We start from the raw sequence: 23,084 nt of genomic DNA, 5'->3' as shown, positions 1-23,084 counted from the left end.
CTTTAGAAACGTGATTTGGAGACCAAGATGAAAACGCGCGCCGCAGTCGCATTCGAGGCAAAGAAGCCGCTTGAAATCGTCGAACTGGATCTGGAAGGCCCCAAGGCCGGCGAGGTCCTTGTCGAGATCAAGGCGACCGGCATCTGCCACACCGACGCCTACACGCTCGACGGCTTCGACAGCGAAGGCATCTTCCCGTCGATCCTCGGCCATGAGGGCGCCGGCATCGTGCGCGAGGTCGGCGCCGGCGTGACTTCGGTCAAGCCGGGCGATCACGTGATTCCGCTCTACACGCCCGAATGCCGCCAGTGCAAAAGCTGCCTGAGCCAAAAGACCAATCTCTGCACCGCGATCCGCGCCACCCAGGGCAAGGGCGTGATGCCCGACGGCACCTCGCGCTTCAGCTACAAGGGCAAGCCGGTCTATCACTACATGGGCTGCTCGACCTTCTCGAACTTCACCGTGCTGCCCGAAATCGCGGTGGCGAAGATCCGCGAGGACGCGCCGTTCGACAAGAGCTGCTACATCGGCTGCGGCGTCACCACCGGCGTCGGCGCGGTGGTCAACACCGCCAAGGTGACGCCGGGCGCCAACGTCGTGGTGTTCGGCCTCGGCGGCATCGGGCTGAACGTGATCCAGGGCGCCAAGATGGTCGGCGCCGACAAGATCATCGGCGTCGACATCAACGACTCCAAGGAAGCCTGGGGCAAGCAGTTCGGCATGACGCACTTCGTCAACCCGACCAAGGTCGGCGGCGACATCGTGCAGCATCTGGTCGGCCTAACCGACGGCGGTGCCGACTACACCTTCGACTGCACCGGCAACACCAATGTGATGCGCCAGGCGCTGGAAGCCTGCCATCGCGGCTGGGGCGTCTCGGTCGTGATCGGCGTTGCAGAATCCGGCAAGGAGATCGCAACCCGGCCGTTCCAGCTCGTCACCGGCCGGGTCTGGAAGGGCACCGCCTTCGGCGGCGCGCGCGGCCGCACCGACGTGCCGAAGATCGTCGACTGGTACATGAACGGCAAGATCCAGATCGATCCGATGATCACCCACGTGCTGAAGCTCGAGGAGATCAACAAGGGCTTCGATCTAATGCACGAGGGTAAATCGATCCGCTCGGTCGTCGTATTCTGAAATCAAAACACCAAGCACTAGGAGGATAGATCCATGACTGTTCATATCCACCCATCGGTCGACAACGGCGTCAAACAGGGCTCCGGCAGCTTCGCCGGCGGCACGCTGGTTTGCAAATGTGCAAGCAAACCGGTCAAGGTCGGCATCAAGGGCGACGTCGCCCACAACCACGCCTGCGGCTGCACCAAGTGCTGGAAGCCCTCGGGCGCAATCTTCTCGGTGGTCGCGGTAGTGCCACGCGAGAACGTCACCGTGCTGGAGAACGGCGACAAGCTGAAGATCGTGGATGCCGCCGCGGTGATCCAGCGTCATGCCTGCACCGGCTGCGGCACGCATATGTACGGCCGGATCGAGAACAAGGGCCATCCGTTCTACGGCCTCGATTTCATCCATCCCGAGCTGTTCCAGGAGTCCGGCTCGGCGGCGCCTGGCTTTGCCGCGTTCGTCTCGTCGGTGATCGAGTCCGGCGTCAAGCCGGCCGACATGGCCGGGATCAGGTCGCGCCTGAAGGAGCTTGGGCTTGAACCCTATGACTGCCTGTCACCGCCGCTGATGGATGCGATTGCCACCCACGTGGCGAAGTCCAAAGCGGCTTGATCGAGGCCGCCTGACGGGCTCAGCCCTGACGAGATCCCAGCGCCGGCCGGCGAGCCGCTGCCGGCGCTGGATGCCTGCAATGAACTACCCCGTGACCTTGAACCTTGCATGCCCTGCGGACGACCACAGGGCATGCATTTGTTCACCCGCTTTGCCCTCGTTGCTGCCCCGATGCTGGCTCTGTCGCACGCCAATGCGGCGTCGCCGGAGGACCGCTACATCGCCACGCGCGACGCTGCGATCGCCAAATTCGCCAAGCTGGAGAAGGACGGCAAGACCGGCGACGCCGTCGACAAGGCGGAAGCCGCGGCCCGCGACGAGCTCAAGGCGCAGCTGACCGCCATCCTGCCCGAGCCCGCCCGTCCGGGCTTTGCCCCGGCCCAGCTCAATCTCGACACTCTATATAAAGGCGATATGGGGGTCGGCCTGCTCGACGGGCTGCGCTTCGATGCCGACACCGGCAGGGACGCCGGAAAAATTGGCGAGAAGCGCCCCGACGGCAGCTTTGTCGAGCCGAAAGCCCACATCATCGTCACCACCGAAACCCTGTTTACGCGCTGGCTGAGCGGACACAAGACCTGGTGGGACAAGGGCAGCAAGAACGTCCCGCAGCAGGTCGATGCTGCCTTGAGGTTCGAGGGCCTCTACACCCAGGCGATCTCGACCGATGCCGCCGTGATCAATTTCCACGAGCTGCCGATCGCCAAGCCGGCGTCGGCCACCGTGACTTACGGCTTCCTCGGCGGCCGCACCCAGGATTCCTTCCCCGACGCCGCTGATGAAGTGTTCGTCGCAGCGCTCGCCGGCGGTAAAATGTACATCGCCTATGGCGAACTCGCGCCGACCGTGCAGGTGCCGGCCTGCTCCGCGATCCGTGCCGAGTTCAACAAGAAGGCGGATGAGGCCGCCGAGAAGCTCGAGCGCAAGCAGATGACCCGCAAGGCCTATGACAAGCTCGGCGACCTGCGCCAGCAGGGCGAGGACGCCTTCAAGCGCTGCTTTACCGAGCGCGCGCCGCAACAGCCGGCGTTCGCCGAGGCGACCAGGCAGGCGCAGACGCTGCTGGAGACGGCGCTCGGCAAATAGTCTGCCGCCCGCGGATCACAGGGCGTGCGCCAGCGCGTAGACCAGGAAAACAAGCCAACCCGCCTGCGTGATCAGCCAGCTTGCAAATACGGTGAAGAGCAGCCCGCCTGAGAATGCCGGCATCTGCTCTTGCACCCTGGCAAGCGACTTGATGCCGAACGGCAGCAACAGAAAGAATGTCGGCGCGAAAAGCAGGCCGCAAAAGGTGGGGATGAGAACGATGGTCAAGACAGCGGACGAACTGCTCATCGTGAAGAACTGAAGCGGAAACAGCAGATAGGTGACGAAGATTGCAGGGGTGAAGAAGGCGGACGCGACCGCCGGTGAGAATCCTGTCGCTTCGGCATCCTGTCTGTTCGCCCATGCGCTGATGATGATCCATCCGGCCAGGAACGCGACGATCGGCGGCAGCGCCAGTTTCAACAGAAGGTCATGCGGGTCGTTGGTCAGTGAGAAGATCACAGCGTGCTCCTTCGATTCCGTATCGATCGGCCGGTTCGGCTGAACGCAAGCATCGCAGCCGATATCCGGTGGCTCCGACGCTTCCGCCGCTCCGCGATTCATGCCGAACTGTTGTGGCACCCTGGCTTGCAGCGGCGCAGCAGCGACTGTGCAGAGTTTGCGTTTTGTCGTGCAGGGGGCGTGCAGGCAGTGGATTTGATCGATCGATGGTCCGTGTCTATCTTAGGCACGTTCCGCGCCGAGGGAGATGCCATGACCGCCGTCATCAACCCGTTCCGTATCGCCGTCACCGATGATGTCCTCGACGATCTCCGCACCCGGCTGCGCCGGACGCGCTGGCCCGAGGCCGAGCTGGTCGACGACTGGAGCCAGGGCGCGCCGCTGCAATGGATCCAGGACGTCTGCCGCTACTGGGCCGAGGACTACGACTGGCGCAAGCGCGAGGCGCAGCTCAACCGTTTTGCGCAGTTCACCACCGAGATCGATGGGCTCGACATCCATTTCATCCATGTCCGCTCGAAACATCCGGAAGCCAGGCCGCTGATCATCACCCATGGCTGGCCGGGATCGGTGGTCGAATTCCACAAGGTGATCGAGCCGCTGACCGACCCGACCGCGCATGGCGGCAGCACGGCCGACGCGTTCCATGTGGTGTGCCCGTCGTTGCCGGGCTTTGGCTTCTCCGCAAAGCCGGTCACGACAGGCTGGGGCGTCGACCGCATCGCGCGCGCCTGGGCCGTGCTGATGGCGCGGCTCGGCTATGGCAGCTATTTCGCGCAAGGCGGCGATTGGGGTTCGGCGGTCACCACCGCGATCGGCGGGCTCGACGCCGCGCACTGCGGTGGCATCCACATCACGCTGGCGATGTCGACCCGGCCCAATGTCGAGGGCCAGCCGACGCCGGAGGAGACGCGGGCGCTCAACGGCATCAAATACTATGCCGACTGGGACTCCGGCTATTCCAAGCAACAATCGACCCGGCCGCAGACGCTGGGTTACGGCCTGACGGATTCGCCAAGCGGGCAGGCGGCCTGGATTTTGGAAAAGTTCTGGGCCTGGACCGATTGCGACGGCCATCCGGAAAACATCCTCAGCCGCGACGAGCTGCTCGACAACGTCATGCTGTACTGGGTCACCGCGACGGCTGCGTCGTCGGCGCGGCTGTACTGGGAAAGCTTTGGAGCGAAGAAGCGCACCGTGCACCAGGTGAGCGTGCCGACCGGCGTCGCGGTCTTCCCCAAGGAGATCGTCACCCCGGTGCGCAAATGGATGGAAGCGAGCTTCAGCAACATCCAGCACTGGAGCGAGATGCCGAAGGGCGGCCATTTCTCCGCGTTCGAGCAACCCGAACTGTTCGTCGGCGACGTGCGCAAGTTCTTCCGGACGCTGCGCTAACCGCGCATCGCGAGCCGCGCTCGGCAACCGATGCCGGGGCGGCTTTTGCGGATGTGCGACCCGACTTCCGACATACGGAAATACGGGTCACGCGATGGTGAGGGTCCCGACCTGCCGTTCGCGCAGCCGTGATTTTTCACAGCGTGTCTTATCTCGCGCGCATACCTACCTAACCATTGTCCAACGAAATTCAGAGGAAGCGCTCTCAACGGAGCAGCGATGGCGCGCGCCTGGTCCGCGCCAAAACACGAACCGTTCAGAGTACGACGATGATTGGATTCAAGACTTCGCTTGTTGCAGCGATGATGTCGATTGGCGTGATTAGCTCTGCAAGTGCTCAGTGCCCGACCTGGGCGACGGATAATCCGGCGTCGTTTGATGCACAATATCCCGACAGGAGTGTGTTGAACGATTGCGAGCTAACGCCGGCAGGCAGAATGGGCCTCGAACGGCCCGGCGGCGCGGCTCCCTGGTTCGGGCCCAACCGGGCTTATGAGGAAATGCCTGGCGCTGCTCCGCAACACGGCTCTCGGCACCGATCGCGGTGAGGCGCGTAGGATCGGTGGAGCGCAGCGAGCGTGAATCATACTACCCGTCTCCTGAGGTGCGAGCCTTGCAGCGCGCTTGCGCCGCTTGGCGACCTCGAAGGATGAATCGGCCCGGCTGGTGGCCGTCGATCCTTCGAGGCTCGCAAGCGCTCGCGCCTCCAGCGACAAAGGCGAAGCCTTTGCGCGGGGATGACGGAATCAACAGCGGCGCGACGCGCTCGGTGTCGTCCCGGCCTTCGCCGGGACGACGCCGTCATTGTGCGCGGCGTCCCCGCTCAATTCCGATACGACGGATCGGCGCGATCGAGCTTGCGCAGCAGCGCGGGCCAAGCGAGTTCGCCGTTGCGGGCGGCGCGGCCGGGTTTTGGCAGCATCCGCTCGTAGGTGTCTTCGAGGATGCTTTGCGGCGGGTAGATCAGCTTGGTGTTGCACGACAAGGCCATCACCTGGGTCTGGCAGGCGCGCTCGAGCCGAAACAGCACGTTGAAGGCGGCCGGCACGGTTTGGCCGACGACCAGCAAGCCATGGTTGCGCAAGATCATCGCCTCGTTGTCGCCGAGGTCGCGCACCAGGCGCTCGCGCTCGTCGACATTGTCGGCGATGCCTTCAAAATCGTGATAGGCGATGTGCAGGAAGCGCATCGAGGTCTGCGCGATCGGCAGCAGGCCGCATTCCATCGCCGAGACCGCCATGCCGGCCGGCGTGTGGGTGTGCGCGACGCAGTCGATGTCGTGCTTGGCCATGTGGATGGCGCTGTGAATGACGAAGCCGGCGACGTTGACGTCGTAGTCGGAGGCATTGAGCAGCGTGTTGCCGGCGACGTCGACCTTGATCAGCGAGGAGGCGTCGATTTCCTCGTAGAGCATGCCGTAGGCATTGATCAGGAACTGGTCGGTGGTGCCCGGCACGCGGCAGGAGATGTGGTTCGCGATCATCTCGGTCATGCCGTACATCGCCGTGAGGCGATAGCAAGCGGCGAGATCGACGCGGGCCTGCCACTCCTCCGCGCTCACCTGTTCGCGAACGGATTTGACGACCTTGATCGCGGGCGAGCTGACGGGAGGATTCATGACGTGCTTTCCTGGCGTGCTTTCCGGGATGATGTCTACCGGTCGAAGGCCGGCTCGTGGCGCGCAAGATAGCAGAAACCGCAGGACGGCAACGCGCGCGGTGTCGGCTTATTTGCGGGTCTGGCGGGCAAAATCGGAATGCGACATTGGCCGCGCGGCCGGTCCGATGTCAGGATCCGGGACGGGCCGGCGCATGCGTCGGCGCCTCCTTCCGGTGCCGGCTGCCGAGCGCGGCCGCGATCGTCTCGGGATGCTTGATCCGCTCGATCAGCATGTCGATGCGGTCGCCGCCCCAGAACAATTCGCCGTTGAACACCATGCTGGGCACGCCGAACACGCCGAGCGCCTCGGCCTCGTCGATGATGCGGTCGTGCTCGGCGCGGGCCGAGCCGTGCACATAGGCCTCGAAGTCGTCGGCGGAGCCGCCGATCGACGAAATCACGCCGGAGATTTCCGACAGCTCGTCGATCTCGAGCTCGTGGTTCCAGAACCGGCGGAACACCGTGTCGTGATAGGGACGGAACAGCCCGTGGCGCTGCGCGAACAGCATGCCGGCGCTTGAATAGAATGCATCATAGATCCGGCGCGGGCCCTTCATAGTGAGCCCCTGCGCGTTGGCGAAGCGCCGCGCGTCCATATAGAGGTAGCGCACCTTGCGCCAGAAATGCGGCGTGCGTTCCTCGACCGTGCCCATGAATTCGGGAATGCGCAGGGTGTAGGGCAGCCATTCCAACGCGACACCGTGGTCTTCGAGCTCGAACAGCCGCTTGTTGGCAACGAAGGCGTAAGGGCTCTTGTAGTCGGTGTAGATGCGTACAATCGGCTTTTCCATCGTCATTCCTCACCTGGCCGGACGATTGTTTCCGATCCGGAGCGGTGACGCAACGATGCGACGATGAGCAGATGGCGGGCAAACGAATGGGCCCCGGTGCATTCAAGCATCAGCGGGGCCCTGCTACTTCGTTTTAGCGAAGGATATCTGGTACACACCAGTGGTGTTTCGGGACCTGAGAGCGCGTGGCCTTTGCGCTCCTGTCCTGCGGATATGGTCAGATTGTCGGCAGTACACGCGGCTAGCAGCTGCTGTTCGCCTCAACGTGCACCGTGACCTTGCCGTTGAGCAAGGTCGCTGGCTTTCGCCGGTGGCGTCATGCTCCTCTCCAAGGGTGGGCCGACGGACATCTGTCCGCTTTTTCTGCGTGGCGGTCGACGACATAATCGCCCGTCAATTCCTGCGATGCGGGGAGCTGCGCTCCTTCACCCCAACAGGTGCAGTCGTCGAAATGCTGCGGCAGATATCGCGGTCTGTCAAGTTACCGAAAGGCCGATTCAGGTCAGCGTTCCTGTCCGGCCCTGGTCTGGCGATAGTGGCTGAAATCAGGATCGTGCGTCATTCTCCAGTAGTCGACGAAGCGCCACGGCATCGCCGAGAACACGCGGCCGCGCTTGTTGCGGTAATAGGTCGTCATCCCCGGATGCGTCCAGATCAACTGCTCATGCTCGGCATCGACCCGGCTGATGTACTCATCGTGCGCGTCACGATGCACATCGATCGCGGCGATATCGTTCTCGATCATCGCGACCAGGCAGGCGGAGATGTAGCGGCTCTGGCATTCCGACTGGAAGATCACGCTGCCGCCATGCGCGGGCCCCGAGTTCGGCCCGAGCATCACGAACAGGTTGGGAAAGTCCGGCACGGTGAGGCCGAGATAGGCGGTCGGATTGTCGTCGCGCCAGACCTGCTTCAGGTTCTTGCCGTCGCGCCCGGTGATGTTGAGCCGCGCCGCCATCTCGGTGACCTTGAAGCCGGTCGAGATCACGATGACGTCGTGCGACCGCAGCTTGCCGTCGGCGGTGACGATTCCTTCCGGCGCGAAGCGGTCGATCGGATCGGTGACCAGCTCGACATTCGGCCGGGTCAGCGTCCTGAACCAGTTGTTGTCGAGCAGGATGCGCTTGCCGTAGGGCGGATAGGTCGGTACGCATTTCTCGATCAGGTCGGGACGGTCCTTCAGCTCCGACAAGATGAAGTCGGTGAGCTCCTGGCGATGCCGGTCGTTGCCCTTGTTGACGGCGCGGTCCGGATGCGGCCAGGCCGGGTCCTTGCGCAGGAACGGCAGCAGGCCGTCGCCGTAGCGCCAGAACATGTTGAAGCGGTACCACTGCACATAGAACGGCAAATGCGCGAGCAGCCATTGCGCGCCTTCGGTGATCGGGTCGGAATAGCCCTTCACCGGCCGCGCCCACTGCGCGGTGCGCTGGTAGACGGTGACCGAGGCGACGCGATCGGCGATCGCAGGCACCAGCTGCATCGCGGTCGCGCCGGTGCCGATCACAGCGACATGTTTGCCGTCGAGCTTGATGTCGTCGGACCACAGCGCCGAATGCAGCTTCAGGCCGGCGAACTCTTCATCTCCCTTGAAGCGGGCAGGCAAGGGGTCGTTGAGCTGGCCGATGGCGCTGACCAGCGCGGTTGATTCAAAAGTCTCCTGGCCGCTCTTCGTCCTGAGGGTCGAGATCCAGCGCCGCTTGCCCTCGTCCCAGCGCGAGGCGATCAGCTCGGTGTTGAGGCGAACATTCTTGCGAATGTCGTGCTCCCGCACGACCTTGAGCAGATAGTCCAGCAGTTCCTGGCGCTGCGCAAAATAGCGCGTCCACGGATTGCGGGCGCCGAAGGAGAAGGAATAGGAATGGTTCGGGGTGTCGACGCCGCAGCCGGGGTAGCGGTTGACGTACCAGGTGCCGCCGATCTCGTCGTTCTTCTCGACGATCGTATAGGGGATGCCGAGCCGCCCGAGCGCAACGGCGAGCGCGATGGCACAGACGCCGGCGCCGACGATCAGCACATGCTGCTGCGCCAGGGTCTCGCCGGAGGGACGCGCGTGCCAGCGCGCCTCGCGCGGGATAAAACCCATCTCCTCGCGCATCAGCGGCGCATATTCCGGCGCGACAGGCTCGCCCAGCGTCGCGCGCATCATCCGCAGCATCAGCTCGTCGCCGGGATCGGTGATGACGGGTGCAGGCCGGCCGTTGGCAAACAGGTTGAGGACCGCGGCGCGGACCTCGTTCTGGATCTCCTTCGGCACGCCGGCGTCGGGATCCGGGATCAGGCGAACGTCGCGCTTCGGCTTGTAGGGCGGCTCGAGCCACTTCTCGTCGCCGGTCATGTGCACCAGCACCATCAACAGCACGCGGATGTCGCCTTCCGCGATGGCGGAGGCCAGATCGAGGGGCTTGCGCGAGAGCTCGATGTTCATGCGGGGTCCTCAGTCTGCTGGTGCATCCGGCAGGCCGCCATAGGCGGCCCAACTGGTGCCGGCGATGTAGCCGGCATCAACCGGCAGGTTGATGCCGGTGACGCCGCTGCTCAGTGGCGACAGCAGCCAGGCGATCGCCTGCGCCACTTCCACCGGCTCGACCAGCCGGTTCATCGCGGTCGGCCGCGCGAGCAACTCCTTGTCGAGCGCGCCCGAGGCGATGCCGGCCTCGAGCATCGCCGTGCGGGTGAAGCCGGGCGACACCGCATTGACGCGGACGCCGGCGCGGCCCCATTCGGCGGCCAGCGTCTGGGTGATCTGGATGACGCCGGCCTTCGCCGCGGTGTAGGCGTGGATCGGTCCGGACGTCATGCCGGCCACCGAGGCGACGTTGACGATGGCGCCATGCCGCCGCTTCGCCATGGCGACGCCGACGCTGCGCGCGACCAGGAAGGTGCCGCGCAGGTCGATGTTGACCTCGCGGTCCCATTGCTCCATCCGCACCCGCTCGATCGGATGCATCTTGCCGAACACGCCGGCGGCGTTAACGAGACCCGTGATCGGACCGTGCGCCTTCTCGATGTCGGCGACACCGGTGACGACGGCGGCTTCGCTCGTGACGTCGAACGGCGCCGGCCACAGGATCGCATTGGTTCCGGCCAAGGGTTCTGGCGCGATATCGACGATCACGACGCGGTGGCCCTGATCGGCGAGCAGCGATGCCGTCGCCGCGCCAATGCCGCGGCTGCCGCCGGTGACGAGAATGGTGCCGTCAGCGCTCATGGGAGGTATCCTTGTGACCGGCGCCGAACAGGCCGCGGGTGATCAGCTTCCGGTAGGCCGAGATGACATGGTCCGGCACGGCGGTGACTCCCTGCTCGGAGTAGGAGTAGCGGCGGCTGAGATAGCCGCGCGCCCCCATCAGCACATGGACAATCGCCTCGAACTCGTCGTCGCTGTAATCGGTGATGGCGCCGGCGGTGCGGGCACGGCGCAGGATGCGAACATAGGCGCTCGAGATGTTGTCGAGGTGCTTCTGGTAGCCGATCGGCGCGAAGAACTCGGCTTCGTTGAGAATGCGCAAGAACTCCGGCACCTCGCGGATGAAATCGAAGAAGGCGCCGAAGCGCGCGATCTCCTGGCGCGCGGCATCCGCGGTGCCGGTGCGCGCGCGGATGAAGCGGACCATGTCGAGGCCGATCTTCGGCAGCAGCTGGTCGAGCAGTTCCTGGCGGTTCTCGAAATGATTGTAGAAGGTGCCCTGCGCGACGCCGGCCGCTTCGGTGATGCGAGCGACCGAGGCTTCGGCGTAGCCGTATTTGCCGACCATCTTGGTCGCCGCGTCAAAAATCTTCTGCTTGGTCCAGGCGTTGCGCTCGACCCGGTTGAGTTTCGTGACCTTGGCGGATGTCGCTTGCGTCATGTCGTCGCCTCGAGTTCAGCGCGGAGCACGCGCTTCAGCACCTTGCCGGACGGATTGCGCGGCAGGCTGTCGCGGATGATCAACTGTTTCGGCACCTTGAAGCCGGCGAGGCGGGTGCGGCAATGATCGGTCAGCTGTTGCAGATCGAGCCTCGCGCCGTTCGCCGGCACCACGACGGCGACCGGCTTCTCGCCCCAGCGCGGGTCCGGGAGGCCGATCACCGCGACCTCGCGCACATCAGGCATTTCGTAGATCACGCGCTCGACCTCGGAGGAGGCGATGTTCTCGCCGCCCGAGACGATCATGTCCTTCTTGCGGTCGGTCAGATACAGAAAGCCGTCGGCGTCGAGATAGCCGATATCGCCGGTGCGGAACCAGTCGCCGAAGAACGCGGATGCGGTCTTCTCCGGATCGTTCCAGTAGCCCTGCGTCAGCTTCGGGCCGCGCAAGCAGATCTCGCCGTTCTGCCCGGCGGGCAGGCGCTTGCCGGCCTCGTCGCGGATTTCGATCTCGACATGGGCGATGGCGCGGCCGGTCGAGCCGATCTTCTCGATCTCCCGGCCAGCCTCCATGAAAGTGTCGCCGCCGCAGCTTTCGGTGAGGCCGTAGGCATCGATGTAGCGCGCGTTGCGAAAATACTCCGAGAAGGCGCGGATGCGGACCTCCGGCGTCTTCTCGCCGCCGCCGATCGCCCATTGCAGGCTGGAGACGTCGTAGCGTTCGCGGTTCGGGCAGGTCAGGAGGGCCGTGGTCATCACAGGCGCAAACCATGCGGCGTTCAGCTTCTCGCGTTCGATTGCGGCGAGCGCCGGCTCGGCTTCGAAGCTGCGATGAATGCACAGCATGCCGCCGTGCCAGAGCACGGCGATGCCGGGCAGGTCGAGCGCGCCGACGTGATAGAGCGGGCCGACGACGAGCAATCGGGTATCGGCGCTGAGCCCGAGCACCAGCGTCTGGTCGGCGGACTTCCAGTAGATGTTCTCGTAGCTGAGCATCACGCCCTTGGGGCGATCGGTGGTGCCCGAGGTGTACATCAGCCGCATCAGGTCGCGCGGCTGGCGCACATGCATCGGCGCGCGCGCGATATCGGGCGCCAGATTGGTGACGCCGGATTGCGCGACCTCGTCGAGCAGCACCGTCGGCGCGCCGCCGGCCACGATCTCCGCAAACTCCTCGTCGGCGATCAGCAGCCGCGCGCCGGAATTGCCGACGATGTAGCCGACCTCGTCCGCCGACAGGCGGTAGTTGATCGGCAAAAACACCGCGCCGATGTGGCTGGTCGCGAACACCAGTTCGAGAAAGGCCGTGCTGTTTTTCATCAGGACGGCGACGACATCGCCGGGACCGATGCCTTGTCCGGCGAGCCAGCCGCCGGCCTGCCGGATCCGCAGGTCGAAATCCGCATAGGAGATGTCTTCGCCGCGATATTTCAGCGCACAGCGGTCCGGGGTCCGCCTGCCGTGAAACGCGATGAAGCTGGAGAGATTGATCATTCGCCGCCCATCGGGCCGGTTTCCGGCGCCGTCTCCTCCCTGGATGAATTATGACTCGTAATTCATCTTTGGCTTGACGTCACCCCCCTTGCTCTGAAAACATTGTGGGCACGGAGACGGCACGATCTCCGAGAGGGATTTGGGAACGCGAATCCGACAGGGAGAGGAAAATGACGAGAACCCGTAAACCGGGCATCAGCCGGCGCGCGACTCTCGCGCTGATGGGCGCAGGCGCCGTGAACGTTGCCGCGCCATGGGTGGCGCGCGCGCAGGCCAAGACCATCAAGGTCGGCATGCCGACCATTCTGTCGGGCCGCGTCGCTCAGCTCGGCACCTCCTCGCGCAACGGGGTGATGCTGGAGGTCGAGAAGATCAACGCTGCAGGCGGCCTCGCCGGCCGGCAGATCGAGATGGTGATCCGCGATTCCAAGGGACAGCCGCAGGAAGCCGCGCGCATCGCGCGCGAGCTCGTCAACACCGACGGCTGCGAGCTGCTGTTCGACGGCGAGGCGTCGTCTGGATCGTTCGCCGTCCACGAGGTGGCGCGTGACCTCGGCGTGCTCTGTATCCACACCTGTTCGGAAGCGTCGTCGCTGACGGCCGATCCCAAGCAGCACATTCCGAACGCATTTCGCTGCGTCCGCCAGGGCATTCATGACTCGATCGTCGGCGCCAGCTATGCGGCGCAGATCTCGAAGACCAAGGGCCTGAAGAAGTGGGCGACCTGTTCGCCTGATTACGCCTATGGCCGCGACACCACCGCCGAGTTCGTGCTGTACCTGAAGAAGTTCGCGCCCGATGTCGAGATCATCAGCGAGTCCTGGCCAAAGCTGTTCCAGCCCGACTACACCGAGGTGGTGACCAAGATCCTGCAGGCGAAACCGCAGGCGCTGTATTCCTGCCTGTGGGGCGGCGATCTCACCTCCTACATCGATCAGGCCAACATCTACGCGATGTTCAGCCAGATGGAGGTGTTCGCGGTCAACATGGCCGACTACACCGCGCTCACCGTGGTGAAGAATCTGCCGAAGGGCATCCACTCCGGCGACCGCTACATCAAGACGTTCCCGGCGACGCCGGAGAATGCCGCCTGGGGCGATGCCTACAAAGCGAAGTACAGCGAGTATCCGACCAACTGGTCGTGGCAGAACGCGACCGCGGTGATGTTCCTCGACGCGGCCGTGAAGAAGGCCAACTCGACCGACGGCAAGAAGATCGCGGAGGCCCTGACCGGGTTGACCATCAAATGTCCGTTCGGTGCCGACGGCACCGTCACCATGCGCGCCGAGGACCGCACGCTGGTCGGCTACGCGATCGGCTGGGGCACCACGATCCCGCAGGAGCCCTACGTGCCCGACGTCAAGGCCGGCGACTGGAAGACCATCTTCGAGCTCGAAGCCGAGTGGAAGAAGAGCAAAGGCTACACCTGATCCGTCGACGGCGTGAGGCGGCGCCTGCCGCTTTCCGCCCGTCGCATACTGTTTGTTGCGCGCCGAAAATCGCGGCTCGCTGGAGTGGATGATCTCTCGTGGACCTCGACGCGCTCGCCGGCTGTCTCACCAGTCCCGCCTGCCTAGTGACGCAAACCACCAGCGGCCTCATCATCGGCATGCTGCTGTTTCTGGTCGCTGTCGGACTGACCTTGATCTTCGGCGTGCTCAAGGTGGTCAATTTCAGCCACGGCGCCTTCTACATGTTCGGCGCCTATTTTGCGATGACCGCCTACCAGCTCACCGGCAGCTTCGCGCTGGCGATGCTGTGCGGCGCCGCCGGCACCGCGCTGCTCGGCCTGATCTTCGAGCGCGCCTTCATGAGCCGGGTCTACGGCGCCGACGTGCTGATGCAGCTCCTGGTGTGCTACGCTTTCGTGCTGATCTTCGATGACGTCGTCCGCATGATCTGGGGGCCGGAGTTCAAGTCGATGGGCATGCCGGCGGCGTTCCAGGTGCCGCCGCTGTTCATCGCCGGCGGCGTGGTGCCGCCGTATTACCTGCTGCTGATCGGCGTGGCGCTGGTCGCCGCCGTGATCCTCGGGCTGGGGCTGGCGCGCTCGCGGATCGGCAAGGTGATCCGCGCCGCCGCGCATAATCCCGGCATGGTCTCCGCGCTCGGCATCAACACCGGGCTGATCTATGGCGGCGTGTTCGCGCTCGGCGGCATGCTGGCGGGGCTGGCGGGCGCGCTGGCGGCGCCGGTGCGCTCGCTGACGCCGGGCATGGGCTTCTCGGTGCTGATCGAGTCCTTCATCGTCACCGTGATCGGCGGCATGGGCTCGATCCTCGGCGCGCTGATCGGCGCGCTCCTGATCGGCCTGATCCGCTCCTTCGGCTCGCTCGGCTTCCCGCTGTTCACCGAAGGCCTGATGTATCTGTTCATGGTGATCGTGCTGGTATCGCGCCCGACCGGCCTGTTCGGCAAGGAGGTCGCATGACCGAGCTGCAGGCCGGGCAGGGTGCGCAACCCCTCAAGGTGCCCCGGATCGACGCCAGGCCGCAGCGCTATCGCGACGTCCTGATCGCACTCGCCGCCTTCATCGTGCTCGCGCTGCTGCCGATGCTGTTCGGCAGCAAGCAACTGCTCGATTTCGTGATCCGCTGTGCCGCCTACGGCCTGTTCGCAACCTCGCTCAACCTTTTGGTCGGCTACACCGGATTGATCTCGTTCGGCCACGGCATGTTCTTCGGCCTCGGCGCCTATGGCTTCGGCCTCATGATGCAGAAGACCGGCGTGGCGATCCCGGTGGCCTTCGTCGCCACGCTGGCGATCACTTTTGTCGTCTCCGTCGTGATCGGCGCGATCTGCGTGCGGCTGAAGGAAATCTACTTCGCCTTCGTCACGCTGGCGTTCCAGATGCTGATCCACTCCACCATCCTGTCGTGGCAGTCGCTGACCGGCGGCGACCAGGGCCTGCGCGGCGGCATTCCGCGGCCGCCGTTCCTCGGCATCGACCTCTCGAACCATCTGCATCTCTACATCATGAGCTGCGCGCTGCTGGTGATCGGGCTGCTGCTGATGCGCCAGATCGCGCAATCGCCGTTCGGCTACACGCTGCGCATGATCCGCGACAACGCCACGCGGGCGAGTTTTATCGGCATCAACGTGTGGCGGGCGAAGCTGACAATCTTCGTGCTGGCGGCGCTGTTCGCCTCGACCGGCGGCATGATCATGGCGCTGTTCGTCTCCGGCGCCTATCCGGAATTCGCCTACTGGACGATCTCGGGCGAGGGCATCTTTATCAACATGCTCGGCGGCGTCACAACCTTCCTCGGGCCGATGGTCGGCACGGTGCTGCTGCTGATCCTCAACGACACCGTGACCCGCCTGACCGAGTATCACGGCATCGTGCTCGGCATCGTGATCCTGTTCTTTGCCATCGGCCTTCGGAAAGGCCTGATGGATTTCGTCGTCGAGTGGATCGCGCAACGGCGCGAGAAGGCGGGCGGTTAGCCATGCTGGAGATCCGCGGACTTTCAAAATCCTTTGGCGGCGTCAAGGCGACCGACGATGTCTCGCTCGACTTCGCCGACGGTTCGCTCACCGCCGTGATCGGTCCCAACGGCGCGGGCAAGAGCACGTTCTTCAATCTGATCACGGGCGCGTTGAAGCCGGACGCCGGCCAGATCCTGCTCAACGGTGCCGACCTGGCGGGCAAGACGCCGCCGGAGATCGTCCGCCATGGCATCGGTCGCGCCTTCCAGGTCGCAAGCATTTTTCCGTCGCTGACGGTGGAGGAGACGATGCTGGCCACGGTGTGCGCCGATCAGCGCCGCGCCGGTGTGATGCATCGCCGTTTTCCGCTGGCGGAAACGCGCGACCGCGCCGAACATGCGATGGAGCTGCTCGGGCTTGCCAACAAGCGCAACCGGACCGCCGCGACCTTGTCCCACGGCGACCAGAAGCTGCTCGACATCGCGCTCGCGCTGGTGCTCGATCCCAAGGTGCTGCTGCTGGACGAGCCGACCGCGGGCATGGGCACCGAAGAGCGCTGGCGCATGATCGACAAGGTGCGCGAGCTCTGGGAGACGCAGAAGATCACGGTGGTGTTCATCGAGCACGACATGGACATCGTGTTCAAGATCGCGCCGAAGATCGTGGTGCTGTGCTACGGCCGGATCCTGGCGACCGGCACGCCGGACGCGATCCGCAAGAACGATGCCGTCATCGAGGCCTATCTCGGCAGCGAGGATCATGCGGGAGCGGTGGCATGAGCGCGCAGCCGGTGGTGCAGGTCGAGGATCTCGACGTCTACTACGGCACCAGCCAGATCCTGTTCGGCGTCGGTCTCTCGGTGCGGCAGGGCGAGACCATGGCGCTGCTCGGCCGCAACGGCGCCGGCAAGTCGACCACCATGAAGGCCATCATGGGACTGGCGCCGGCGCGACGCGGCAAGGTGACCTTGCGCGGCCGGCAGGTGTCGGGGATGAAGCCGCATCGCATCGCCCGCGCCGGGCTCGGCTTCGTGCCGGAGGACCGGCAGATCTTTCCCGAGCACACCGTCGAGGACAATCTCGTGATCGGCCAGAAGAAGGGGCCTGATGGCGAGGATGAATGGTCGATCCGCCGCGTCTACGACGTGTTTCCGCTGCTGGAGCCGTTGCGCAACCGGATCGCCGGCCGGCTGTCCGGCGGCGAGCAGCAGATGCTGGCGATCGCCCGCACGCTGATGGGCAATCCTGCGCTGCTGCTGCTCGACGAGCCGAGCGAGGGGCTGGCGCCGATCATCGTGCAGCGCATTGGCGAGCTGCTGCGGCAGCTTCGCGGCACCGGTGCCACGGTCCTGATCGCCGAGCAGAACATGCATTTTTGCCTTGGCCTTGCGAGCCACGCGACGGTTATCGACAAGGGCCAGATCGTCTACACATCCTCCATCGAAGAGCTGAAGGCCAACGACAACATCCGGCAGCGCTACCTGGCGCTGTGAGTTCCGGAGGGCTCTTCGCAGACGGGAGGACGAATGGCGGGCAGACTGACGCCGACGCATGAGGCGCCGTATCGGGGCCTGAAGGTGCTCGATTTCGGGCAGGGGATCGCCTCGCCCTATTGCGCGATGCTGCTCGGGGTCTATGGCGCCGACGTCATCAAGGTCGAGCCGCCGGAGGGCGACTGGTCGCGCTACCTCGGCACCACCTACGGCAATCACACGACCTTGTCGGCGGTCTATAACCGCGGCAAGCGCAGCCTGTGTCTCGACATGAAGCACAAGGACGGCATTGCGGTCGCGCAGCGGCTCGCGAGAGAGGCCGACGTGCTGATCGAGGGATTCCGGCCGGGCGTCGCTGAGCGGCTCGGGCTTGGCTACGAGAGCCTGTCGCGCGACAATCCCGGCCTGGTCTATCTCTCCGTCAGCGGGTTTGGGCAGAGCGGGCCGTATGCGAAACGGCCGGGATCGGATTCGGTCGCGCAGGCCTTTTCCGGGCTGGTCTCGATCAATGTCGGCACCGACGGCGTGCCGCACCGGGTCGGCACCACGATCTCCGATGTCGTCACCGGCGTCTATGCCTTCCAGGCGATTGCGACGACGCTGTTTGCGCGTGCGACGGTCGGCACTGGCCGCTGGATCGACGTCAATCTCTGCCAGTCGACAGCGGCGCTACTCGGCCACAAGGTGGCGGAGTTCATCCTCGAGGGCGGCGCGCCGCGTGCGCTCAACGTGCCGGCCGGCACCTACCAGACGCAGGACGGCTGGATGATGGTGACGCTGGTGAACGAGCCGCAGTACAAGCGCCTCTGCGCTGCGATCGGGCGCGAGGACCTTGCCAGCGATCCGCGCTTCGCCGATTTCGCACGGCGGGCCGATGCAGCCGACGCGCTGATCCCGCAGCTGCGCGAGGTGTTTTTGGCCCAGCCGACCGAGGCTTGGCTGGCGCGGCTGCATGCCGCCGATATCATCGCCGAGCGGATCCTCGATCCCGGCGAATGGCTGCGCAATGCCCATGTCGAGGCGACCAGGGCGTCGGTGTGCCAGGATACGCCCGGTGTCGGCGCAGTCTACACGCCGCGGACGCCCGGGATCGCGAGCCTGTCCGAGGATCGGCTGTGTCCCGCGCCGGATGTCGGGCAGGATAGCCGGGCGGTGCTCGCGGAGGCCGGCTTTGCTGCAGCGGAGATCGACGGCCTGCTGCAGTCCGGCGCCGTGCGGCAAGCCAAGGGATAGCGGGAGAACATCATGACGGACCTCGTTCGTTACTCGGTCACGGATCAGATCGCGGAGATCGTGCTTGATCGCGCGCCAGTCAATGCACTGAGCATCCCGTTGATCGACGCGCTGCTGGCGGCGCTGGCAAAGGCGCGCGACGATCAGGCGGTGCGCGCCGTCATCATCCGCAGCGCCCACAAGGTGTTTTGCGCCGGCCTCGACCTCGATATCGTCCGCGGCAAGCCCGCGATCGAGGTCAAGGGGTTTCTCGAGCGGCTCTACTTCGCGCTGAACGACACGCAGTACCGGATGGGCAAGCCGACCATTGCGGCGGTCGACGGCGCGGTGCGCGCCGGCGGCATGACGATCGCGATCTCCTGCGACATGATCGTCGCGGGCGACGGCGCGACCTTCGGCTATCCCGAGATCGATGTCGGCCTGATCCCGGCGATCCACTTCGTGCAGTTGCCGCGACTGGTCGGAAAGCACCAGGCGTTCGGCCCGCTGTTCCTCGGCGAGCCGTTCGACGCGGCCACCGCGTTTCGCATGGGCCTGCTCAGCGAAGTCGTGCCGAAAGGCACCGCGCTCGATCGCGCCCGGGAGATCGCGCGAAAGCTGGCGGCGAAATCGCCGGTCGTGATGAAGATCGGCCGCGACGCTTTCATGCGCGCGGTCGACGCCGATTTCCGCCGCTCGGTCGAGAACGCCGCCGAGAGTTTTGTGGTGGTCGCCTCGACGGAAGACTGCCAGGAAGGGCTGAATGCGTTCGTCGAGAAGCGAACGCCCAACTACAAGGGACGATAGATGGCTGGATTGTATTTCGGCCTATGCGCGGCGGTCATGCGTTGCAGGGCGGTCGCCGCGAATTGACAATGCGCCCGGTTCGGCGGCAAATGCTTCAAAACCAACACACCGAGAGGAAACCACCATGGCTGACGCGCTGATTATCGATGCATGCAGGACGCCGCGCGGCATCGGCAAGGCCGGCAAGGGCGCGCTCGCCGGCATCCATCCGCAGCAGCTCGGCGCCACCGTGCTGCGGGCGCTGGCCGATCGAACCGGCATCAACACCGCCGATGTCGACGACATTATCTGGGGAACAAGCTCGCAGCGCGGCCCGCAGAGCGGCGATCTCGGCCGCATGTCGGCGCTGGATGCCGGCTATGACGTGCGCGCCTCGGGCGTCACGCTCGATCGGTTCTGCGGCTCGGGCATCACCAGCGTCAACATGGCCGCCAATGCCATCATGGCGGGCTCCGAGGATCTGATGATCGCCGGCGGCACGGAAATGATGTCGATGGATGGCCGCCGCGGCGAGGGGCCGTTCATGATGGACAATGGCAATTTGCGCCTGCGCGCCCGCCACCCGCAATCCCACCAGGGCGTCTGCGCCGATGCCATCGCGACCATGGAGGGGATTTCGCGCGAAGATGTCGACGCGCTTGGCTACGAGAGCCAGAAGCGCGCGGCTGCGGCGATTGCCGGCGGCCATTTCGACAAGAGCCTGGTTGCGGTCCACCGCGAGGACGGCACCTTGGCGCTCGACCGCGAGGAGTATCCGCGGCCGCAGACGACGCTGGAAGGTCTTGCCGCGCTGAAGCCGGCCTTCCCCGCCGTTGCCGACTACGCGCTTGACGACAAGGGCACGACCTACCGGAAGCTGATCCTGGACAAGTATCCCGATCTCGACATCAACTTTGTCCACCACGCGGGAAATTCCTCGGGCGTGGTCGATGGCTCGGCGGCGATCCTGCTGGCGTCGCCGGACTACGCGCGCAAGCACGGGCTGAAGCCGCGCGCCCGCGTGGTTGCGACCGCCAATATGGGGGACTCGCCAACCTTGATGCTTAATGCGCCGGTCCCGGCGACGCGCAAGGTGCTCGCCAAGGCCGGGCTGACGCTCGACGACATCGATCTGTTCGAGATCAACGAGGCCTTTGCGGTGGTCGCCGAGAAATACATCCGCGACCTCAAGCTCGATCGCGACAAGGTCAACGTCAATGGCGGCTCGATCGCGCTCGGCCACCCGATCGGCGCCACCGGTTCGATACTGATCGGGACGGTGCTGGACGAGCTGGAGCGCCGCGACCTCAGGCGCGGCCTGGTCACGATGTGCGCGGCCGGCGGCATGGCCCCGGCGATCATCATCGAGCGGGTCTGAAGTTAGACAGCAGGGAACTGCAGCTCGAAGGCAGTGCTTCGGCTGGACGGCAGGAGACGGATCGAGCCGCCATGGGACACCATGACGGCTTGCGCGATCGCCAGTCCCATTCCGGTGCCGCCGGAGTCGCGGCGGGTGGTGAAGAAGGCGTCGAAGATCTTGTCGCGATTGGCGTCCGAGATCGGATCGCCGTCGTTGCTGACCGTCATGCGGATCGCGGATGCTTCGGCGGTCGCTTCGATCTGCAGGTGCGTTGCGTTGTGACGGAAGGCGTTGTCGGCGAGGTGGGCCAGCACAATCAGCGCCTTTTCGCCGGACATTCCGATCGAGCGCTCGAGGCACCCGCCGGCGGTGATTGTTCGGGCCGCAAAGCGGCTCTTCAGATCGTCGATGACGGGAGCGAGCTGCGTCTGCTCGTTCTGCGGGGCGCTTTCCGCGCGGGCCAGCTCGCGCAGCCGCTGGCTCATGGCGTCCAGCCGCTCGACGTCGCCGAGGATGTTCGAGATGAAGTTCTTCTGCTCGGTCCGCGTCAGCGCATCCGATTTGCTCTGCAGCGAGTCCTGCAGCAGCTCGGCCGCCCCCTTGATCGAGGTCAGTGGCGATTTCAGCTCATGCGTGAGGTGCGCGGAGAACGTCGCGATATAGTCGGAGCGGCGCGAGAGCTGGTGGGCCATGTCGAAAAAGCTGTCGGAGAGCTGGGCGAGCTCGCGGGTGCCGTAATGCTTCAGCGCCCGAAACGCGTCGCGATCGCCGCGGCCGATGCGCACGGCGCGATCGACCAACTCGCGCATCGGTCGCGTGACCGTGCGCGAGAACACCAGGCCGATCGCGATCGTCGCCAGCACCACGGCCAGGGCGGCGAGCAGGAACTTGCCGCGTTCCTGATAGAGATGATCGAAGATGTTGCTCGGCGTCCGCGAGGTGTAGATCAGGCCGGCGACGCGGTCGTTGACGATGACGGGCATCGCCGAGAACACGTGGACCCCGACGCCGCGGCTGATCGAATAGATCGGTGGCGGCGGCTTGTCGGGCATGCGGATGCGCAGCGCGGCGCTGTACTGGCCGCGCAGCGCGGTCGCGACTTCCTCGATATGGGCGAGCGACTGTCCGACCTCCTGGCGTCCGGCGATCACCACGCCCTGCGGGTCGAGAATCCGGAAGCCCGCCAGCGTCACCTTCTGGGTCTCGCGGATGATCGGCGTCAACCGCGCGCCGATCTCGACATAGGCCGGATCCGCTGGCCTCGCGGCCAGCAACGCATCGGGCCGCCGCCGCAGCAGATCGTTGCCGGCAAGATCGAGCGCGGGCCGGATCGGCGTCAGCCGGTCCCCGGGGTCGGGCAAGGCCTCCGGCGGCAGCGTCGCGCCAAGTGGGATCGCATTGCCGAGCCGAGCCTGCACCTCCTGCGCATAGATCGCGGCCAGCACGCGGCTCTGCGCAATCAGCTCGGCCTGGGTCTGGTGGATCAGCTGGTTGTCGTAGAGGCGGAAGAAGAACAACCCCATCAGCGGCAGCACCGCGACCAGCGCCAGCACGGTGAAAATGACCAGGCTGAGCGAGGGGCGCCACTTCTGGTGGGCGCGAAACGACGTCATGCCTGCGGCTCGCACCGGCCGAGCTTGAAGCCGACGCCATGCACGGTCTCGATGACGTTGTCGCACTTCACCGCGGCGAGCTTGGCGCGGATGTTGCGGATATGGCTGTCGATGGTGCGGTCGGAGACCTGGATGTTGAGCTGGTAGGCCGCGCTCATGATCTGCTCGCGGTTGAACACCGAAGTCGGCCTGGTCAGGAAGGCGCGCAGGATTCCGAATTCGATGGCGGTAAGGCGAAGCGCCGCGCCGGCGAAGGTCGCGACATGCTGCTCGGGGTCGACCGAGAGATGCCCCCGGGACAGCACGCTCGCCTCCGGCTTCGCCGCGGCGGCGCGCGGGGTCAGCCGCCGCAGGATGACATTGACCCGCGCCACCAGTTCGCGCGGGCTGAACGGCTTGGTCACGTAGTCGTCGCCGCCGATCTCGAGCCCGAGGACGCGGTCGATCTCCTCGTCGCGGGCGGACAGGAACAGGATAGGCACGTCGGACGATTTGCGGATTTCACGGCAGACGTCGAGGCCGTCGAATTCCGGCATGCCGATATCGAGCACGATCAGGTCCGGCCGGTCGCCGGCAAAACGTACCAGCGCCTCCTTGCCGTCGCGCGCCTCGGTGACGCTCATGCCGGCCTTCTTGAGGGCAACGCGGATCACCTCGCGGATATGCGGGTCGTCGTCGACAACGAGGATGCGGTGGGTCAATTGGGCTCTCCGGATCCGGCGTT

Annotated in this window: 21 protein-coding genes; 12 read left to right on the top strand and 9 right to left on the bottom strand. The window is 65.2% G+C overall.

From position 1 onward, the window contains the following. The first annotated feature begins 27 nt into the window (after positions 1 to 27). The 3 genes from XH93_RS29830 to XH93_RS29820 all read left to right on the top strand — a co-directional run bounded on the left by XH93_RS29830 (position 28) and on the right by XH93_RS29820 (position 2,820). Positions 28 to 1,137 carry an S-(hydroxymethyl)glutathione dehydrogenase/class III alcohol dehydrogenase gene (locus XH93_RS29830; protein WP_139485462.1) on the top strand — a complete coding sequence of 370 codons (1,110 nt, stop codon included), beginning with the start codon at positions 28 to 30 and terminating at the stop codon, positions 1,135 to 1,137. A gap of 33 nt (positions 1,138 to 1,170) precedes the next feature. Continuing rightward, the gene (gene gfa, locus XH93_RS29825) at positions 1,171 to 1,734 is read left to right on the top strand and encodes an S-(hydroxymethyl)glutathione synthase (RefSeq protein ID WP_139485463.1); all 564 of its coding nucleotides are present in this window, start codon (positions 1,171 to 1,173) and stop codon (positions 1,732 to 1,734) included. A 132-nt stretch (positions 1,735 to 1,866) separates the two neighbouring features. Further along, entirely contained in the window at positions 1,867 to 2,820 is a 954-nt protein-coding gene (locus XH93_RS29820) for a hypothetical protein (RefSeq protein ID WP_194470219.1), read from the top strand. A 15-nt stretch (positions 2,821 to 2,835) separates the two neighbouring features. Here the strand turns inward: XH93_RS29820 and XH93_RS29815 are convergent, their stop codons facing one another. Beyond that, the gene (locus tag XH93_RS29815; protein ID WP_194470218.1) at positions 2,836 to 3,402 is read right to left on the bottom strand and encodes a hypothetical protein; all 567 of its coding nucleotides are present in this window, start codon (positions 3,400 to 3,402) and stop codon (positions 2,836 to 2,838) included. Between the two features lie 132 nt (positions 3,403 to 3,534). Between XH93_RS29815 and XH93_RS29810 the strand changes: the two genes are divergently transcribed. Next, on the top strand, positions 3,535 to 4,677 hold the full coding sequence (locus XH93_RS29810; protein WP_194470217.1) for an epoxide hydrolase family protein: 1,143 nt from the start codon (positions 3,535 to 3,537) through the stop codon (positions 4,675 to 4,677). An 823-nt stretch (positions 4,678 to 5,500) separates the two neighbouring features. Here XH93_RS29810 and XH93_RS29805 read toward each other — a convergent pair. The 6 genes from XH93_RS29805 to XH93_RS29780 all read right to left on the bottom strand — a co-directional run bounded on the left by XH93_RS29805 (position 5,501) and on the right by XH93_RS29780 (position 12,468). After that, positions 5,501 to 6,295, bottom strand: coding sequence for a class II aldolase/adducin family protein (locus XH93_RS29805; RefSeq protein WP_139863149.1), 795 nt, complete (start codon positions 6,293 to 6,295; stop codon positions 5,501 to 5,503). 169 nt (positions 6,296 to 6,464) lie between these two features. Continuing rightward, a complete protein-coding gene (locus XH93_RS29800; RefSeq protein WP_194470216.1) occupies positions 6,465 to 7,127 on the bottom strand; it encodes a 2-hydroxychromene-2-carboxylate isomerase in 663 nt (220 codons plus the stop codon). A gap of 502 nt (positions 7,128 to 7,629) precedes the next feature. Then, positions 7,630 to 9,552, bottom strand: coding sequence for an NAD(P)/FAD-dependent oxidoreductase (locus XH93_RS29795; protein ID WP_194470215.1), 1,923 nt, complete (start codon positions 9,550 to 9,552; stop codon positions 7,630 to 7,632). A 9-nt stretch (positions 9,553 to 9,561) separates the two neighbouring features. Beyond that, positions 9,562 to 10,335, bottom strand: a complete 774-nt coding sequence (locus XH93_RS29790; RefSeq protein WP_194470214.1) for an SDR family NAD(P)-dependent oxidoreductase — start codon at positions 10,333 to 10,335, stop codon at positions 9,562 to 9,564. Then, entirely contained in the window at positions 10,325 to 10,975 is a 651-nt protein-coding gene (locus XH93_RS29785; protein ID WP_194470213.1) for a TetR/AcrR family transcriptional regulator, read from the bottom strand. Before XH93_RS29785 ends, XH93_RS29790 begins: the two co-directional genes overlap by 11 nt. After that, positions 10,972 to 12,468 (bottom strand): AMP-binding protein, encoded by a 1,497-nt coding sequence (locus XH93_RS29780; protein WP_194470212.1) that lies wholly within the window; start codon positions 12,466 to 12,468, stop codon positions 10,972 to 10,974. The genes XH93_RS29785 and XH93_RS29780 overlap by 4 nt, the downstream gene beginning before the upstream one ends. A gap of 170 nt (positions 12,469 to 12,638) precedes the next feature. On the opposite strand from XH93_RS29780, the gene XH93_RS29775 reads away from it, so the two are divergent. The 8 genes from XH93_RS29775 (at position 12,639) to XH93_RS29740 (ending at position 20,765) form a co-directional block, all read left to right on the top strand. Next, a complete protein-coding gene (locus XH93_RS29775) occupies positions 12,639 to 13,898 on the top strand; it encodes an ABC transporter substrate-binding protein (protein WP_194470211.1) in 1,260 nt (419 codons plus the stop codon). Between the two features lie 98 nt (positions 13,899 to 13,996). Then, complete coding sequence (locus XH93_RS29770) at positions 13,997 to 14,899, top strand: branched-chain amino acid ABC transporter permease (protein WP_139485474.1); 903 nt, start codon at positions 13,997 to 13,999, stop codon at positions 14,897 to 14,899. Continuing rightward, positions 14,896 to 15,915 carry a branched-chain amino acid ABC transporter permease gene (locus tag XH93_RS29765; RefSeq protein ID WP_194470210.1) on the top strand — a complete coding sequence of 340 codons (1,020 nt, stop codon included), beginning with the start codon at positions 14,896 to 14,898 and terminating at the stop codon, positions 15,913 to 15,915. Before XH93_RS29770 ends, XH93_RS29765 begins: the two co-directional genes overlap by 4 nt. Positions 15,916 to 15,917: 2 nt before the next feature. Then, a complete protein-coding gene (locus tag XH93_RS29760; protein WP_139863157.1) occupies positions 15,918 to 16,676 on the top strand; it encodes an ABC transporter ATP-binding protein in 759 nt (252 codons plus the stop codon). Then, positions 16,673 to 17,389 (top strand): ABC transporter ATP-binding protein, encoded by a 717-nt coding sequence (locus tag XH93_RS29755; protein WP_194470209.1) that lies wholly within the window; start codon positions 16,673 to 16,675, stop codon positions 17,387 to 17,389. Before XH93_RS29760 ends, XH93_RS29755 begins: the two co-directional genes overlap by 4 nt. Before the next feature lie 33 nt (positions 17,390 to 17,422). Continuing rightward, the gene (locus tag XH93_RS29750; RefSeq protein WP_194470208.1) at positions 17,423 to 18,622 is read left to right on the top strand and encodes a CaiB/BaiF CoA-transferase family protein; all 1,200 of its coding nucleotides are present in this window, start codon (positions 17,423 to 17,425) and stop codon (positions 18,620 to 18,622) included. 12 nt (positions 18,623 to 18,634) lie between these two features. Beyond that, positions 18,635 to 19,408 (top strand): enoyl-CoA hydratase/isomerase family protein, encoded by a 774-nt coding sequence (locus tag XH93_RS29745; protein WP_194470207.1) that lies wholly within the window; start codon positions 18,635 to 18,637, stop codon positions 19,406 to 19,408. A gap of 124 nt (positions 19,409 to 19,532) precedes the next feature. Further along, positions 19,533 to 20,765 carry an acetyl-CoA C-acetyltransferase gene (locus XH93_RS29740; protein ID WP_194470206.1) on the top strand — a complete coding sequence of 411 codons (1,233 nt, stop codon included), beginning with the start codon at positions 19,533 to 19,535 and terminating at the stop codon, positions 20,763 to 20,765. Positions 20,766 to 20,767: 2 nt separating this feature from the next. On the opposite strand, the gene XH93_RS29735 is transcribed toward XH93_RS29740, so the two are convergent. Together XH93_RS29735 and XH93_RS29730 are read right to left on the bottom strand one after the other, a co-directional pair. Further along, a complete protein-coding gene (locus XH93_RS29735) occupies positions 20,768 to 22,360 on the bottom strand; it encodes an ATP-binding protein (RefSeq protein WP_194470205.1) in 1,593 nt (530 codons plus the stop codon). Further along, positions 22,357 to 23,061, bottom strand: a complete 705-nt coding sequence (locus XH93_RS29730) for a response regulator transcription factor (RefSeq protein WP_194470204.1) — start codon at positions 23,059 to 23,061, stop codon at positions 22,357 to 22,359. The genes XH93_RS29735 and XH93_RS29730 overlap by 4 nt, the downstream gene beginning before the upstream one ends. Positions 23,062 to 23,084: the final 23 nt, after the last annotated feature.

It is taken from the genome of Bradyrhizobium sp. CCBAU 51753, from assembly GCF_015291565.1.
GTDB classification, from domain to species: Bacteria; Pseudomonadota; Alphaproteobacteria; order Rhizobiales; family Xanthobacteraceae; genus Bradyrhizobium; species Bradyrhizobium ivorense.
The sequence above is the reverse complement of the archived record's forward strand: the minus strand, read 5'-3'. Positions and strand labels throughout refer to the sequence as shown.